General features: G+C 70.4%; 14 protein-coding genes. 1 reads left to right on the top strand and 13 read right to left on the bottom strand.

What is annotated here, in order from left to right; translation table 11 throughout:
* Positions 1 to 44: 44 nt before the first annotated feature.
* The 5 genes from ASF23_RS00445 to ASF23_RS00425 all read right to left on the bottom strand — a co-directional run bounded on the left by ASF23_RS00445 (position 45) and on the right by ASF23_RS00425 (position 3,415).
* Positions 45 to 1,004, bottom strand: coding sequence for a bifunctional riboflavin kinase/FAD synthetase (locus ASF23_RS00445; protein ID WP_055947454.1), 960 nt, complete (start codon positions 1,002 to 1,004; stop codon positions 45 to 47).
* 2 nt (positions 1,005 to 1,006) lie between these two features.
* On the bottom strand, positions 1,007 to 1,468 hold the full coding sequence (locus tag ASF23_RS00440) for a hypothetical protein (RefSeq protein ID WP_055947451.1): 462 nt from the start codon (positions 1,466 to 1,468) through the stop codon (positions 1,007 to 1,009).
* 72 nt (positions 1,469 to 1,540) lie between these two features.
* On the bottom strand, positions 1,541 to 1,903 hold the full coding sequence (locus tag ASF23_RS00435; RefSeq protein ID WP_055947449.1) for a hypothetical protein: 363 nt from the start codon (positions 1,901 to 1,903) through the stop codon (positions 1,541 to 1,543).
* The gene (gene truB / locus ASF23_RS00430; protein ID WP_055947446.1) at positions 1,900 to 2,901 is read right to left on the bottom strand and encodes a tRNA pseudouridine(55) synthase TruB; all 1,002 of its coding nucleotides are present in this window, start codon (positions 2,899 to 2,901) and stop codon (positions 1,900 to 1,902) included. The genes ASF23_RS00435 and truB overlap by 4 nt, the downstream gene beginning before the upstream one ends.
* A gap of 37 nt (positions 2,902 to 2,938) precedes the next feature.
* The gene (locus ASF23_RS00425) at positions 2,939 to 3,415 is read right to left on the bottom strand and encodes a hypothetical protein (protein ID WP_055947443.1); all 477 of its coding nucleotides are present in this window, start codon (positions 3,413 to 3,415) and stop codon (positions 2,939 to 2,941) included.
* A gap of 88 nt (positions 3,416 to 3,503) precedes the next feature.
* On the opposite strand from ASF23_RS00425, the gene ASF23_RS00420 reads away from it, so the two are divergent.
* Positions 3,504 to 4,370 carry an A/G-specific adenine glycosylase gene (locus ASF23_RS00420; RefSeq protein ID WP_156364117.1) on the top strand — a complete coding sequence of 289 codons (867 nt, stop codon included), beginning with the start codon at positions 3,504 to 3,506 and terminating at the stop codon, positions 4,368 to 4,370.
* A gap of 131 nt (positions 4,371 to 4,501) precedes the next feature.
* Here ASF23_RS00420 and rbfA read toward each other — a convergent pair whose 3' ends face one another.
* The 8 genes from rbfA to ASF23_RS00380 all read right to left on the bottom strand — a co-directional run bounded on the left by rbfA (position 4,502) and on the right by ASF23_RS00380 (position 15,519).
* Positions 4,502 to 4,930, bottom strand: a complete 429-nt coding sequence (gene rbfA, locus ASF23_RS00415) for a 30S ribosome-binding factor RbfA (protein WP_055947437.1) — start codon at positions 4,928 to 4,930, stop codon at positions 4,502 to 4,504.
* Positions 4,931 to 5,038: 108 nt separating this feature from the next.
* Entirely contained in the window at positions 5,039 to 7,876 is a 2,838-nt protein-coding gene (infB, locus tag ASF23_RS00410) for a translation initiation factor IF-2 (RefSeq protein ID WP_055947434.1), read from the bottom strand.
* A 72-nt stretch (positions 7,877 to 7,948) separates the two neighbouring features.
* Positions 7,949 to 8,257 carry a YlxR family protein gene (locus ASF23_RS00405; protein WP_082473658.1) on the bottom strand — a complete coding sequence of 103 codons (309 nt, stop codon included), beginning with the start codon at positions 8,255 to 8,257 and terminating at the stop codon, positions 7,949 to 7,951.
* A gap of 67 nt (positions 8,258 to 8,324) precedes the next feature.
* Entirely contained in the window at positions 8,325 to 9,314 is a 990-nt protein-coding gene (nusA, locus tag ASF23_RS00400; protein ID WP_055947430.1) for a transcription termination factor NusA, read from the bottom strand.
* A 162-nt stretch (positions 9,315 to 9,476) separates the two neighbouring features.
* Positions 9,477 to 11,228, bottom strand: coding sequence for a proline--tRNA ligase (locus ASF23_RS00395; protein ID WP_055947428.1), 1,752 nt, complete (start codon positions 11,226 to 11,228; stop codon positions 9,477 to 9,479).
* A gap of 145 nt (positions 11,229 to 11,373) precedes the next feature.
* Positions 11,374 to 12,522, bottom strand: coding sequence for a flavodoxin-dependent (E)-4-hydroxy-3-methylbut-2-enyl-diphosphate synthase (ispG, locus tag ASF23_RS00390; RefSeq protein ID WP_200919275.1), 1,149 nt, complete (start codon positions 12,520 to 12,522; stop codon positions 11,374 to 11,376).
* Between the two features lie 77 nt (positions 12,523 to 12,599).
* On the bottom strand, positions 12,600 to 14,069 hold the full coding sequence (locus tag ASF23_RS00385; RefSeq protein ID WP_055947422.1) for a purine-cytosine permease family protein: 1,470 nt from the start codon (positions 14,067 to 14,069) through the stop codon (positions 12,600 to 12,602).
* Between the two features lie 121 nt (positions 14,070 to 14,190).
* Positions 14,191 to 15,519: a M50 family metallopeptidase gene (locus ASF23_RS00380; RefSeq protein WP_055947417.1), complete on the bottom strand. Its 1,329-nt coding sequence runs from the start codon at positions 15,517 to 15,519 to the stop codon at positions 14,191 to 14,193.
* Between the last annotated feature and the right edge of the window lie 58 nt (positions 15,520 to 15,577).

The raw sequence follows: 15,577 nt of genomic DNA, 5'->3' as shown, positions 1-15,577 counted from the left end.
CGCGACTGCGACCCTCGCCGCGCTCCCGACCCGGGTGCGAGGGATCAGTGCTGCGGTGCGCCCAGGATCGTGCGGATGTCGATGTCGTCCTGCCGCATCTGCGCCGCCAGCTCGTCCATCGAGCCGAACGCGACCATGCTCCTGACGTACGCCGTGAACAGCACGCTGATCGTGTCGTCGTACAGGTCGATGTCCACGTCGAGCAGGTGCGCCTCGATCTGCTTCTCGGGCACACCCTGGAACGTCGGGTTGTTCCCGACCGACACCGCCGCTGGGTGGATCACGCCGTCGTGCAGGACGCGGGCGGCGTAGACACCGTCCGCGGGGACGAACCCCTCGAGCGCCGGGTCGAGGTTCGCCGTCGGGTAGCCCATCGCGCGGCCGCGCTCGTTGCCGTGCACCACCGTGCTCCGGACCGCGTGCTCCCGACCGAGGAGCCGCGCCGCCTCGGCGACACGGCCCTCGGTGAGGAGCTCGCGGATCCAGGTCGATGAGACACGGCGCTCACCGGCGGGGCGGACGTCGTCCACGAGGTCGACGTCGTCGATGAGACGGACCTCGAACCCGTGCTCGCCACCCATCCGCCGGAGCAGGTCGATGTCGCCGAGGCCCCTGGCCCCGAAGCGGAAGTCGCTGCCGACGAACAGCAGGCGCGCGGACAGGGTCTCGACGAGCACCTGCTCGACGAAGTCCTCGGCGGGCAGCTGCTGCAGTTCCTCGTCGAAGCACAGCAGGAGCGTCGCGTCGACACCCGCCTGCTCGAGGAGTTCCCGCCGCTGCGCGATGCTCGTCAGCGCGGGTGGGACGTGCAGCGGGTCGATGACACTGAGCGGGTGCCGGTCGAACGTGACGACGGTCGAGACGAGTCCGCGTTCGGCCGCGGCCTTCTCGAGCCGGGCGATGACTGCGCGATGCCCCACGTGCACACCGTCGAACTTACCGATCGTGACGGCGCTCGGCCCGAAGCCCCGTGCCACGTCGAGGACGTCCTCGTAGAACTGCACGGCTACTCCCCCGCGACGCGCGGCTGCGTGGAGGACGCGGTCGTGGCCGCCGGCGTCCCGAGTGCCGCAGCGCGGTGGAAGCGCAGCAGCCACCACAGGCCGGCGATCGGCAGCACGAGCGGCACCCAGTAGTAGCCGGCGCCGAACCCGGACCAGACGGTGTCGTCCGGGAACAGCGCGTGGTCGAACAGGGACAGTGCGCCGATCACGAGGACACCGACCATCTCGAAGCTGATCGTCACCCACGCGACGCGGTACCAGGCACGCCCCGGCACGATGAGGGCGATCATCGCGACGATGTACACGACCGCCGACACGGCGCTCAGGGTGTAGGCGAAGGGTGCGTGGTCGAACTTCTGGATGATCTGGACGACGCTCCGCCCGGTCGCCGCCAGGGCGAGGATGCCGTAGACGGCGATGAGGACACGACCGATTCCGGTCGCGCGAGAGGACTTGGTCGCCATTGTCCCGATTCTACAGACCGGGAGGCCCGTGCCGTGTCCGCAGGTCGGCACGCGCCACGGCGTCCGACGGTGTCAGTGTGCGAACCAGATCTCCTGCATCCGGTAGACCATCACGGCCACCGTCAGCGCGCCCACACCGAGCACGACGGTGCTCCATCGGGTCCGGTCGACGAGCGCCCACACCACTGCGGCCGGGGGGACGAGCAGCACGGAAACGGCGTACACCCCGAACGTCAGACCGTCGCCGCCGGGCGGGTTGCCCACCGCCGGCTGCACGAGGGACACCACGCCCTGCGCGACGAGGAGCAGCTCGATGAGCACGAGCGCGCCGACGGTGACGTCGTTCGGCTTCCACCCGATGAGTCCGACGACGATCGCGAAGACCCCGGCGACGACCGCCAGTCCGATCTGGACCCAGGTGAACCAGTCGATCACGCGCGTCCACCGCCCCGGTGGTCGGGAGCGGACCGCAGGGCGGACCCCGGCGCGGATCCCGGCACCGCCTGCGGCGACGGGAAGTTCGTGATCACCCGGAACTGACCCCGTCGCGCGCTGACCAGCCCGATGAGCCGATCGTCAGCACCGGACACCGCGGCGACCGGACCCTCGGTGTCATCGAGGTCGGTGGCGACGCGCTTGCCGTCGGACAAGTCCTTCGTGTCGGGTGCGTCGAGGACGACCTCCGGGAAGAGCCGCCTGGCGACGTCGGCCGGTCGGAGCATCGCCCGCACCACGTCCACGTCGTCGTCCTCCAGGTCGACCGCGTCGGAGACCTCGAACGGACCGACCGAGGTACGGCGGAGTGCCGTGAGGTGCGCACCCACCCCGAGCGCCGCGCCGACGTCACGTGCCAGTGCACGGACGTAGGTCCCGGAGGTGCAGGCGATCTCGATGTCGACGTCCACGACCGGGACCGGCGACCCGTCGATGCTCGCCGTCATGTCGCGCCGGTCGGTGACCTCGAACCGCCCGATCGTCACGCGTCTGGCGGCGAGTTCGACGGTCTCGCCGTTCCGCGCCATCGCGTACGCACGACGACCGTCGACCTTGATGGCGCTGACGGTGCTCGGCACCTGGTCGATGACGCCCCGCTGCTCGGCGACCGCCGACTCGAGTGCGTCCTCGGTGATGCTGCCCAGGAGCGCTCCCGGCCAGGTCACGGGGGTGCCGTCGGCATCGTCGGAGTCGGTCGTGATGCCGAGTCGCATCGTCGCCGTGTAGGTCTTGTCGAGCCCGACGAGGTGGGTCAGCAGCCGGGTCGACGGTCCGATCCCGAGGACCAGGAGTCCCGTCGCCATCGGGTCGAGGGTGCCGGCGTGACCGATCTTCCTGGTGCCGAAACGCCGTCGGGCGATCGACACCGCCCGGTGGCTGGAGATCCCCTGCGGCTTGTCGACGAGGATGATGCCGCTGGGGGCTGCCGGTTCGAGCACCGGAGCAGGCTAGCAGCCGTCGATCCGACCGGACCGCTCAGCAGGCGTCGTTCCAGTTCCGGCGCGGGTGCTCGGGGTCCGACGTGTCGAGGACGGCCGACGCATGCGCCTTCGGGTCGTCCTGGCGGAGGTATCCGAGGTACGGGTCGTCGTCCGCGACCCGGAGGTCGGGGTCGGCCTCGACCCAGAGCGTCCAGCTCCAGAGCGGTCGGCTCCGCGTCGCCAGGAGCCGCGTCCCCGTGACGACGAGGACCCCCGCCGCCGTCCCCGTCGTGCGGAAGGGGTCGACGACCTCGGCGCGGAGGCCGTCCACGTCGGTCGACACGGCGTCGGCGTGCATCGCCGTCACGCCCTGCGTGGAGAACGCCTGGACGAGCGCGTCGGCGACGTGCCGGACGTCCGCACCCGGCTGCCCGTCCACCGCCACGAGCGTCCTCGCGGTGCCGTGCGTCCCGGCGATCTCGGTCGCCAGCGCGGCCATGGTGTCGGTCTCCTCGGGTGCCCAGCGTGCCATGCACCCACCGTAGGCTCTCCTGGTGGACTCCGCCCGTGCCTCCCGTCCGAACCCACCCCGCCCCGGGGCGGACGCGACCCTCCCCGACCTGGCGACGCCCCTCGTGGACTGGTTCCGGCGCGAGGGACGGGACCTGCCGTGGCGTCGGGCAGGGTTCCCCGCGTGGGGCACCCTGGTCAGCGAGATCATGCTGCAGCAGACCCAGGTCGCCCGCGTGGTCCCCCGTCTCGAGCAGTGGCTCACGCGTTGGCCGACCCCCGCGGCACTCGCGGCCGACCCGCCGTCGGAGGCGGTGCGGGCGTGGGACCGGCTCGGCTACCCCCGGCGCGCACTCGCCCTGCACGCTGCCGCGACCGCGATCGTCGAGCGACACGGCGGCGTGGTGCCGTCGGACGTCGACGACCTACTCGCGCTCCCCGGGATCGGCGACTACACCGCGCGGGCCGTCGCGGTCTTCGCGTACGGGCTCCGACACCCGGTCGTCGACGTCAACGTCCGCCGGGTGCTCGCTCGGGCCGTCCTCGGCGACGGCGAGGCGGGGCCGGCATCGGCGAAGCGCGATCTGCCGCTGATGGAGTCGGTGCTGCCCGCGGACCTCGAGGGAGCCGCCGCGACGAACGCCGCCGTCATGGAGCTCGGTGCCCTGGTGTGCGTGTCGCGGGCGCCGGCCTGCGACGTGTGTCCGATCGCGGATCGGTGTGCCTGGCGCGCCGCGGGGTACCCGTCGCACGACGGACCCCGTGCGCCGAAGCAGGCGAGGTTCGCGGGGAGCGACCGGCAGGTGCGCGGGCTGATCATGGCCGAGCTGCGGGCGAGTGACGTGCCGGTCACCGTCGACGAGATCGTGATGGTGTGGCCGGACGGGGTGCAGCGCGCCCGTGCCCTGGCGTCGCTGCTGCGGGACGGGTTGGCCGCGGGCGACGACACCGCCGGGTACACGCTGCCCGGGCACTGAGCGCGGGGCGCCGGGCGGCGGCGGCGCTGGGCGGTTCCAGGTGTTCTGAACACGGACGTCCGCCGCGAACACCCGGATCCAGGTGTTCGCAGCGGACGGAGGTGTTCAGAACACGGAGCGCGCGCGGAGCGTCAGGCGTCCTCGTCGTCGTGCCGGTACGGGTCGGCGTCGCCCGCGTAGTCGGCACTCGAGGCCAGCTCGTGGTTGGACGCGTCGCGGTCCTTCGCCTCGCGCAGGAGACCCTCGATGTGCGCGGCGTTCTCCGGCACGGCGTCGAGGAAGAACTCCAGCGAGGGAGTGAGCCGCGCCGTGATGTTCTTGCCGACCTCGGTCCGGAGCATGCCCGTCGCGGACTTGAGCGCCGCAGCACTGTCCTGGCGCTCCTCGTCGGTGCCGTACACGGTGAAGAACACCGAGGCGTGCTGCAGGTCACCGGTGACCTGAACGTCGGTGATGGTCACGAACCCGAGGCGCGGGTCGCGGATGCCCTTCTCGAGCCGCCTGGCGATGATCTGCTTGATGCGGTCCGCCATCTTGCGGGCACGCTGCGGGTCGGCCATGGATCCTCCTGTGGTGGAACGGATGCGTGGGTGCCTCGGCACCCGGGGGAACGGGGCGGGGCCCCGCACGACGCTGTCGCGTGCGGGACCCCGGAGAACGCCGGCGAGCTAGTCGCGCGGCTTCTCGATCATCTCGGTCGTCTCGATCTCGTCGCCGATCTGGATGTCGTTGAACTTGCCGAGACCGATACCGGCCTCGTAGTCCGTACGGACCTCCGTCACGTCGTCCTTGAACCGACGCAGCGACTCGATCGCGAGCCCGTCGGCGAGGACCACACCGTCACGGATGACGCGCGCCTTGGCGTTGCGCGTGATCGTTCCGGAGCGGACGATGACACCGGCGATGTTGCCGACCTTCGAGGAGCGGAAGATCTCACGGATCTCCGCGACACCCGACTGGATCTCCTCGTACTCGGGCTTGAGCATGCCCTTGAGGGACTGCTCGATGTCCTCGAGTGCGGAGTAGATGACCGAGTAGAAGCGGATGTCGACACCCTCGCGGGCGGCGCGCTCCCTGGCCTTCGTGTCCGGACGGACGTTGAACCCGATGATGATCGCGTTGTCGACCGTCGCCAGGTTGACGTCGGACTCCGTGACGGCGCCGACACCGCGGTGGATGATCCGCAGCTGCACGCTGTCGTCGACCTCGATCTTGAGCAGCGACTCCTCGAGTGCCTCGACGGCACCGGAGACGTCACCCTTGATGATGAGGTTGAGCGCGTCGACCTTGCCCTCTTCGAGTGCACGGGTGAAGTCCTCGAGCGAGATGCGCTTGCGGGCCTTGGCCAGCTGTGCGTTGCGCTCGACGGCTTCGCGCTTCTCGGCGATCTGACGTGCCGTGCGGTCCTCCTCGGTGACGAGGAACGTGTCGCCGGCTCGGGGCACGGTCGACAGACCCTGCACCTGGACCGGACGGCTCGGCGTCGCAGCGAGCACGGGGTCGCCGTTCTCGTCCATCATCGCCCGGACCCGGCCGTACGCCGTGCCGGCGACGATCGCGTCACCGACGTGCAGCGTGCCGGACTGGATGAGCACCGTCGCGACCGCACCGCGGCCCTTGTCGAGGCGCGCCTCGATCGCGATGCCGCGTGCGTCCTTGTCGGGGTTGGCACGCAGGTCGAGCCCGGCGTCCGCGGTGAGCAGGACGGCCTCGAGGAGTCCGTCGATGTTCGTGTTGTTCCGCGCGGAGACGTCGACGAACATGACGTCGCCGCCGTACTCCTCGGCCACCAGGTTGTACTCGGTGAGCTGCTGACGGACCTTGGCCGGGTTCGCGCCTTCCTTGTCGATCTTGTTCACCGCGACCACGATCGGCACACCTGCTGCCTGCGCGTGGTTCAGGGCCTCCACCGTCTGCGGCATGATGCCGTCGTCGGCGGCAACCACGAGGATCGCGATGTCCGTCACCTGGGCACCACGAGCTCGCATGGCGGTGAACGCCTCGTGACCCGGGGTGTCGATGAAGGTGATCGGACGCTCGATGCCCTCGTGCTCGGTGATGACCTGGTAGGCACCGATGTGCTGGGTGATGCCACCGGCCTCGCCCGCGACGACGTTCGCGTTGCGGATCGCGTCGAGGAGTCGGGTCTTTCCGTGGTCGACGTGGCCCATGACCGTGACGACGGGCGGTCGGATCTGGAGGAGCGACTCGTCCTCGTCCTCGAGCTCTTGGTCGAGGTCGATCGAGAAGCCCTCGAGGAGCTCCTTGTCCTCGTCCTCGGGCGAGACGACCTGGATGTTGTAGCCGAGCTCCTCGCCGAGGACCTGGAACGTCGCCTCGTCGAGGGACTCCGTGGCCGTCGCCATCTCACCGAGGTGGAAGAGCACGGTCACGAGGTTGCCGGGCAGGGCGTCGATCTTGTCCGCGAAGTCCGAGATGGACGCACCACGGCGCAGACGCACCACGGTGTCACCGTCACCACGAGGGACCTGCACACCACCGATCGACGGAGCCTGCCGCATCTCGTACTCGGCGCGCTTCGTCCGCTTCGACTTGCGGGCACGGCTCTTGCCGCCTCCACGACCGAACGCACCCGCGGTCCCACCACCGGGACCGCGACCGCGACCGCCGCCACCGGCGGGGCGCGACGGACCGAAGCCCGGACGCTGGAACCCACCTGCGGCACCGGGGGCGCCACCTGGACGCTGGAACCCACCGGCCTGACCGCCGCGGCCGCCGGGGCCACCGGGACGCTGGCCGAAGCCGTTCGGACGGGCACCCTGGCCGGGGCCGCCCGGACGCGGAGCACCCGGACGGGGTGCGCCGGGACGCGGGGGCTGGGGGCGCGGGATGCCGCTCGCGCCGGCACCACCGGCGCCGCCCGGACGGGGCATGCCCTGGCTGGACGAGAACGGGTTGTTGCCGGGCCGCGTGGGGCGGGAACCCATGCCCTGGCTCGACGAGAACGGGTTGTTGCCCGGACGCGCTGAGCTGGGCTTCGGTCCGCCGGGCTTCGCCGCGGACGGCGCTGCACCCGCGGGCTTCGGTGTGCCGGGCTTGACGGCGTCGGTCGTGCCGGCGTCGTCCTGTGCCGCGGCCTTGGCCTCGGCTGCCTTCGCCTCGGCGGCGGCCTTGCGGGCAGCCTCGGCCTGCGCCTGACGCTCGGCGACGGTCAGCGGCGCGACGGGGCGCGGTGCATCGTCAGAGTCGTCGGACTGCGCCGCCGGGGCCGGGGCCTCGGCGGGGGCAGCGGGCGCCGGCGCTGCCGGACGCGGTGCTGCGGGACGGGGTGCTGCTGCCTTCGGGGCAGCGGCCGGTGCAGCCGTCGTCGCGGTCGGCTTCGCGCCGAGCGATTCGAGGGCTGCGCGGAGCTTGCGAGCCACCGGGGGCTCGATGCTCGAGCTCGGGCCCTTGACGAACTCGCCGAGCTCCTTGAGCTTCTCCATTGCGGTCTTGCTGTCGACGCCGAGCTCGCTTGCGATCTCGTGTACGCGTGGTTTCGCCACAGTTCTCCTTCTCGAGCCCCGCCCGAGAAGGGAGGAGCTCATTAGGTGATGGGTCTCATTTCGAGCCGCTCATCAGTTGTCCATAAGCCGTTCAGCCTGTTCTGTCGTGTCGGACGGTCCCGTTGGTGCGGCGCTCATGGTGAGCACCGTCCGGAGGACCGCCGACGTGTCCGGTTCACGATCCAGCCGCAGCGCACGGCGGAACGCCTTGCGGGAGACGGCCAGTTCGTAGGCTTCGACGGTCGGTGTGAGCCACGCTCCCCTGCCCGGCATGACTGCCTTCGGGTCCGCCACGACCTGGTCGCCGCGGGCGACGACTCGGAGAAGTGAGGATCGGGGCGCGCGACGACGACTGCCGATGCACGTTCTGACGGGTTCCACTCTACTCCCACCTTCCGACGACCGCGATCCCGGCGCGCCTGACACGGCAGCGCCGGGACGTGGACGACTAGTCCTCGAGGATCGAGTCGGGCTGGATGTCGATCCGAGCCCCGGTCAGCTTGGCGGCGAGGCGGGCGTTCTGGCCCTCTTTCCCGATCGCGAGCGACAGCTGGTAGTCCGGCACGAGGGCACGGACGGCCTTCGTCGCCTGGTCGATCACGAACGACGAGCTGACCTTGGCGGGCGACAGGGCACTGCCGACGAACGTCGCGAGGTCCGGCGAGTAGTCCACGATGTCGATCTTCTCGGCTCCGAGCTCGTTCGTCACCGATCGGACTCGCGCCCCGAGCTCGCCGATGCAGGCGCCCTTGGCGTTGATGCCGGGTTCGTTGGCCTTGACCGCGATCTTCGTGCGGTGTCCGGCCTCGCGCGCCATCGAGACGATCTCGACAACACCGGACGCGATCTCCGGGACCTCGAGCGCGAACAGCTTGCGGACGAGCCCCGGGTGGGTGCGCGACACCGTGATCTGCGGCCCCTTCTTGCCCTTGCCGACACTCGTCACGTAGACGCGGATGCGCGAGCCGTGGTTGTACGACTCCCCTGGGACCTGCTCCTCGGGCGGGAGGATCGCCTCGACGGTGCCGAGGTCCACGAGGACCATGCGCGGGTTCGGTCCCTGCTGGATGACGCCGGCGACGATGTCGCCCTCTTTCCCACGGAACTCGCCGAGGACCTTCTCGTCGCCGATGTCACGGAGGCGCTGGTTGATCACCTGCTTGGCGGCGAAGGCCGCGATGCGTCCGAAGTCCGACGGCGAGTCGGCGGCTTCACCGATCACGGCGCCCTCGTCGTCACGCTCGGGGACGTAGATCTGCACCTGCCCGGACTTGCGGTCGAGCTCGACGCGCGCCTGGGGATCGACGTCGTCGCCGTTCTCCTCGGTGTGCTTCTGGTAGGCCGTGAGGATGGCCTGCTCGATGATCGTGACGAGTTCGTCGAACGGGATCTCCCGCTCACGCTCCATGAGCCGCAGTACGGCGAGATCGATCTGCATCGAGGGGACCTCCGGTATTCAGATGACTTGACCCGCGCGCTCGGTGACCGCGCGCAGGCTGCAGACAATCGTACCGCAGCATGGACAGACTGGAGGGACGGCGCCAACTGGCACCGTCCCTCCAGACCGTCTGGTGGTCGCGTCCGCGACTCGCGGAGGCCGCTAGATCGAGCGGACCGCCTCGAGCACCTCGGCGACCGGGATCTCGCGACGCTCGCCGGCGGCGCGGTCCCAGACCTCGACGACGCCCTCGCCGGCGTTCCGGCCGGCGACCACGACGATCGGGACCCCGACCAGCTCGGCATCGCCGAACTTGACGCCCGGCGAGACCTTGGGACGGTCGTCGTACACGACGTCGAAGCCGGCGCCCTCGAGGTCCGCCACGATGCCGCTCGCGACGTCGTACGCGATCTCGTCCCGCCCGGTCGCGACGACGTGCACGTCGAACGGCGCGACGTTCTTCGGCCAGATCAGGCCGCGGTCGTCGTTGTGCGCCTCGGCGATGATCGCCATGATCCGGGTGATGCCGATACCGTACGACCCCATGGTGACCGTCGCCAGCTTGCCGTTGGCGTCCTGCACCTTGAGTCCGAGCGCCTCGGCGTACTTGCGTCCGAGCTGGAAGACGTGGCCGATCTCCATGCCGCGCGCGGTCTCGAGGGGGCCCGATCCGTCCGGGGCGGGGTCCCCGGCCCGGACGTCGGACACGTCCGCGACGCCGTCGGCCGTGAAGTCGCGCCCGGCGACGAGTCCGGACACGTGCTGGCCCTGCTCGTTCGCGCCGGTGATCCACGTCGTGCCGTCGGCGACGCGGGGGTCGACGAGGTAGCGCAGTCCGGTCGCGCGCTCCGAGCCGAGCACCTGCGGGCCGATGTAACCCTTGACCAGGCCCTTGTTCCGCCCGAAGTCGGCGTCGCCGGCAGCCTCGACCTCGGCCGGGGCGAACGCCACCTCGGCGCGCTTCAGGTCGATGTCGCGGTCCCCGGGGAGTCCGACGACGACGACCTCGCGGGTGCCGTCGAGGTGGGTCAGCGCCAGGACGACGTTCTTCAGCGTGTCCGCGGCCGTCCACTCGCCGCCGGCCTTCGGTGCCGCCGCGTTCGCGTGCTGCACGAGGGAGCCGATCGTCGGCGTGTCCGACTTCGGCAGGAGGACGGGCTTTGGCTGCCCCTCGATCGGCACCGCCTCGGCCGCCTGGGTGACGTACGCCTCGACGTTCGCGGCGTAGCCCCCCGCGCTCCGGACGAAGGTGTCCTCGCCGACCGCGATCGGGTGCAGGAACTCCTCGCTCCGGCTGCCGCCCATCGCGCCGGCGTCTGCCTGGACGATGACGTACTCGAGGCCGAGACGCGTGAAGATCTGCTCGTACGCGTCGCGCATGATCTCGTAGTTCCGGTCGAGGCCCGCGTCGTCGATGTCGAACGAGTAGGCGTCCTTCATCGTGAACTCGCGCCCGCGGAGCAGTCCGGCACGGGGACGGGCCTCGTCGCGGTACTTGTCCTGGATCTGGAACAGCGTGACGGGCAGGTCCTTATAGGACGAGTAGAGGTCCTTGACCAGGAGCGCGAACATCTCCTCGTGCGTCGGCGCGAGGAGGTAGTCCGCGTCCTTGCGGTCCTTGAGTCGGAAGATGCCGTCGCCGTACTCGGTCCAGCGGTTCGTCGCCTCGTAGGGCTCACGCGGCAGGAGTGCCGGGAAGTGGACCTCCTGCGCACCGGCCGCGATCATGCCGTCGCGGACGATCTGCTCGATGCGTCCCTTGACCCGGAGCCCGAGCGGCAGCCACGCATAGATGCCAGGGGCCTGGCGCCGGATGTAGCCCGCGCGCACCAGGAGCTTGTGGCTCCGGACCTCGGCCTCGGCCGGGTCGTCGCGGAGCGTGCGGAGGAAGAGGTGAGAGAGCCGAGTGACCACGGGGCAAGCCTAGCGGGGCGCCGGCCGGCGTCGGGGTCGGGGTCCGCTCGGACGACGAGACGGCACATCTGAGACTCCTCGACACGCGAGGAGTCACGGATGCGCCGTCTCGGCCGCCGGGTGGGACCGGATCGGGCAGACCGAGCTACGCCGTGACGACCTCGGGGGTGCCGACCTCGCCGGGGGGCATCTCGTCGGCCAGGCGGTTCGCCTCGGCGATGAGCGTCGCGACGATCTCGGACTCCGGCACCGTCTTGATGACCTGGCCCTTGACGAAGATCTGGCCCTTGCCGTTGCCCGACGCGACGCCGAGGTCGGCCTCGCGCGCCTCGCCCGGACCGTTCACGACGCACCCCATGACGGCGACCCGGAGCGGCACGGTCATGCCCTCGAGCCCCGCGGTGACGTCGTTCGCGAGCTGGTACACGTCGACCTGTGCGCGGCCGCAGCTCGGGCACGACACGATCTCGAGCTTGCGCTCCCGGAGGTTCAGCGACTGCAGGATCTGCAGGCCGACCTTGATCTCCTGTGCCGGCGGCGCGGAGAGCGACACGCGGATGGTGTCACCGATGCCCTCGCCGAGCAGGATGCCGAACGCCGTGGCGCTCTTGATCGTGCCCTGGAACTCCGGTCCGGCCTCGGTCACGCCGAGGTGCAGCGGCCAGTCGCCCCGCTCCGCGAGCTGGCGGTAGGCCTTGACCATGATGACCGGGTCGTTGTGCTTGACCGAGATCTTGAAGTCGTGGAAGTCGTGCTCCTCGAACAGGCTGGCCTCCCACACCGCGGACTCGACGAGTGCCTCCGGGGTGGCCTTGCCGTACTTCTGCAGGATGCTCGGCTCGAGCGAACCCGCGTTGACGCCGATCCGGAGGGAGACCCCGGCCGCCTTGGCCGCCGCGGCGATCGCACCGACCTGGTCGTCGAACTTGCGGATGTTCCCGGGGTTCACGCGGACCGCGGCGCATCCGGCGTCGATCGCCTGGAACACGTACTTCGGCTGGAAATGGATGTCGGCGATGACCGGGATCTGCGACTTCTTGGCGATGATCGACAGCACGTCGGCGTCGTCCTGCGTCGGCACCGCGACACGCACGATGTCGCAGCCGGAGGCCGTCAGCTCGGCGATCTGCTGGAGCGTCGCGTTGATGTTCGTGGTCGGCGTCGTCGTCATGGACTGGACGCTGACGGGGGCGTCACCGCCGACGAGGACCTTGCCGACCTTGATCTGCCGGGACTTGCGGCGGGGGGCGAGGGTTTCGGGGACCTTGGGCATACCGAGATTGACTGCAGGCACGATCGTCAGCCTACGCGCCGTCGTCGCCCGCGCCCGCACGGGCGGTCGAACGTGCAGCGCGCTCCCGGCGAACCCGGTCAGCGCGTCTCGGCGCTCTCGGACTCCTGACGGCGGACGGTACCCCGCGAGAGCACCAGCGTCCCGACGAACCCGACCACGAGCGCCACGAGCACGCCGAGGTTCGCGTACGCCCACGCGCCCTCGCGCCCACCGAGCCCGAGAGCCCCGAGCAGGAAGCCCTGCCAGTTCAACCACGACGGCACCCCGTACGTGTTCGTCACGAGACCCCACCCGAGCACCGTCCCGATGACGACGAGTCCGATCGCGGTCCACCGGACGTCGCCGTAGCGCCTGGAGACCTCGTACAGCTCCCCCTCGGCGTAGTCCCGACGCCGGAGCAGCACGTCGGCGAGGAACACCCCGCACCACGCCGCCACCGGCACGCCGAGCGTGACGAGGAAGGCCTGGAACGGCGAGATGAAGTCCGGGGCGAAGAACACCACGGCGATCGCACCGACGACCATGAGGACGCCGTCGACACCGGCGGCGACCGGCCGCGGGATCCGGACGCCGGCACTCAGGAGCGCCAGGCCCGACGAGTAGATGTCGAGCGTCGCCCCGCCGACGAGCCCGAGGATCGCCACCACCGCGAACGGCACCAGGAACCACACCGGCAGGATGCTCGTCAACGCCCCGATGGGGTCGGCCCCGATCGACTTGCTGAGCGCGGGCGACGACCCGGCGAGCAGCAGTCCGACCACGATGAGGATCGCGGGGGCGAGGGCTCCGCCGAACGTCGTCCACCACACCACACCACGCGTCGAGGCGGAGCGCGGCAGGTACCGGGAGTAGTCGGCCGCGGCGTTCACCCAGCCGAGGCCGAGCGCGGTCATGACGAGCACCAGCGCGCCGATGACGTTCTGGGCGCTCCCCGCCGGCAGCGCCCCGATCCGTGCGAGGTCGATGTGCGGCACCGCCAGGACGATGTAGACCACGGTCAGGACCCCGGTGATCACGGTGATCCACGTCTGCATCCGCATGATGACGTCGAACCCGGCCACCCCGGCACCGATGACGAGCGCGGCGACGACGACGAGCGCGACGAGCTTCGTGGCGACCCCGCCGTTCCACCCGAGCTCGGTGAACACGGTCGATGTCGCGAGCACGGCCAGTGACGCGAGCGCGGTCTCCCACCCGACCGTCAGGATCCAGCTGAGGAAGGACGGCAGCCGGTTCCCGCGGACGCCGAACGCGGCCCGGCTGAGCACCATCGTCGGCGCTGAGCCCCGCTTGCCGGCGATCGCGACCACCCCGCACAGGAAGAACGAGAACACGACGCCGATCACCGAGACGATGCTCGCCTGCCAGAACGAGATCCCGAACCCGAGCACGAACGAGCCGTAGCTGAGGCCGAGCACCGACACGTTCGCGGCGAACCACGGCCAGAACAGCTGCCGGGGGGTGCCCCTGCGGTCCGCCTCGGCGATCGTGTCGATCCCGGTCAGCTCGATGCCGGTCCCGCTGCGTTCCGCAGTGCGCTCGCTCATCCCGGAATCGTAGCGCCGGTCGCGCCTGTCGCGCCGGTCGCGCCGGACCGGCGCCGCTGACGGACAGGAGGGACGGTGCGGGCCGGCACCGTCCCTCCCGTCCGTCGGCCGGTCACGCGGATCAGCCGAACACGCTCACCGGGCGCACGATGTCGGCGTAGATGAGCAGCAGGCTCATGCCACCGAGCAGGATCACGACACCGAACGTCAGCGGCATGAGCTTGGCGAGGTCGATCGGCCCCGGGTCCCTGCGGCCGAACAGCCGGGCGGTGTTGCGCTTGATGGCCTCCCAGATGGCTCCCGCGATGTGTCCGCCGTCGAGGGGCAGCAGCGGCACCATGTTGAGCACGAACAGGCCGATGTTGAGTGCACCGAGGAGCGACAGGATCGTGTAGATCTTGTCGACCACGGGGATGCCGCTCTCGGACGCCACGGTGCCGATCGCCCGGCCGACACCGACGACGCTCACGGGGCTGTCGGCCGCGCGCTCCTGGGCCCCGAACGCCGCGTTCCACACCGCGACGAGCCGCTGCGGGAGGTTGATGATGAGCGACGCCGATGCCTCGGTCTGCTGCCAGACGGCGGGCAGCACCGTCGCCGGCGACTGCCGGACGAGGGTCGCGCCGATCGAGACACCGACGACACCGACCTGCTCCGTCTTCGTGGAGCCGTCCTTGTTCTTGGCGACGGTGCCGTCGGTCTTCAGGACGTTCCGGGTCGCCAGCGTCGGGGTCACGTCGATGTGCCGTTCGCTGCCGTCGCGGAGGATGGTCAGGTCGACGCGCTTGCCCGCGGACTCCTGGAACAGCGTCGTGAGCGACGTCGAGGTCAGCTTCGTGTCGCCGTTCGCCGCGAGCACGACATCGCCCTGTCGGAGACCGGCGGCCTTCGCCGGGGAGACCGCATCGCCCGCAGCACACTCGTCGGAGGCACTCGTCGGGAGCACGCACGCCGACGTCGCCGCGATGGAGGTCGTGTACGCCCCGAATCCGCAGAGCAGCACCCCGAAGATGAGCACCCCGATCACGAGGTTCACGACCGGGCCCGCCGCCATCACGATCATCCGCTTCCAGGGGCGGAGGCGGTAGAAGGCGCGCTCGTCGCCCTCCACCGCGATCTGCTCGGCGCTGGCCTGTCGCGCGTCCTGGATCATCGCGCTGTAGAACCCGGTGTTCGTGATCGGCGACGGCTTGCCGGAGGGCCGGGGCGCGAGCATGCCGACCATCGAGATGTACCCGCCGAGGAGGATCGGTCGGATGCCGTACTCGGTGTCACCGCGCCGGAACGACCAGATCGCCTTGCCGAAGCCGAGCGAGTACTGCGTCACCTTGACGCCGAAGAGCTTCGCGAAGGTCAGGTGGCCGAGCTCGTGCAGGCCGATCGAGACCAGCAGTCCGACGATGAAGACGACCACGCCGAGGACGAAGAGCAGGACGGATTCCGGAGTCACCCGGGAATCGTACGGGACGCGACCATTCCGGGAACCGAGTGGTTCCTGTGGAGCCGCG

The organism is Curtobacterium sp. Leaf261, from assembly GCF_001422205.1.
Classification (GTDB): domain Bacteria; phylum Actinomycetota; class Actinomycetes; order Actinomycetales; family Microbacteriaceae; genus Curtobacterium.
The sequence above is the reverse complement of the archived record's forward strand: the minus strand, read 5'-3'. Positions and strand labels throughout refer to the sequence as shown.

Coding starts and splice junctions, on each gene's coding strand:
- rbfA (WP_055947437.1), bottom strand. CDS start 4,930: ATGGCCGACCCGCAGCGTGCCCGCAAGATGGCGGACCGCATCAAGCAG.
- ASF23_RS00385 (WP_055947422.1), bottom strand. CDS start 14,069: ATGAGCGAGCGCACTGCGGAACGCAGCGGGACCGGCATCGAGCTGACC.
- ASF23_RS00425 (WP_055947443.1), bottom strand. CDS start 3,415: ATGGCACGCTGGGCACCCGAGGAGACCGACACCATGGCCGCGCTGGCG.
- ASF23_RS00440 (WP_055947451.1), bottom strand. CDS start 1,468: ATGGCGACCAAGTCCTCTCGCGCGACCGGAATCGGTCGTGTCCTCATC.
- nusA (WP_055947430.1), bottom strand. CDS start 9,314: ATGCAGATCGATCTCGCCGTACTGCGGCTCATGGAGCGTGAGCGGGAG.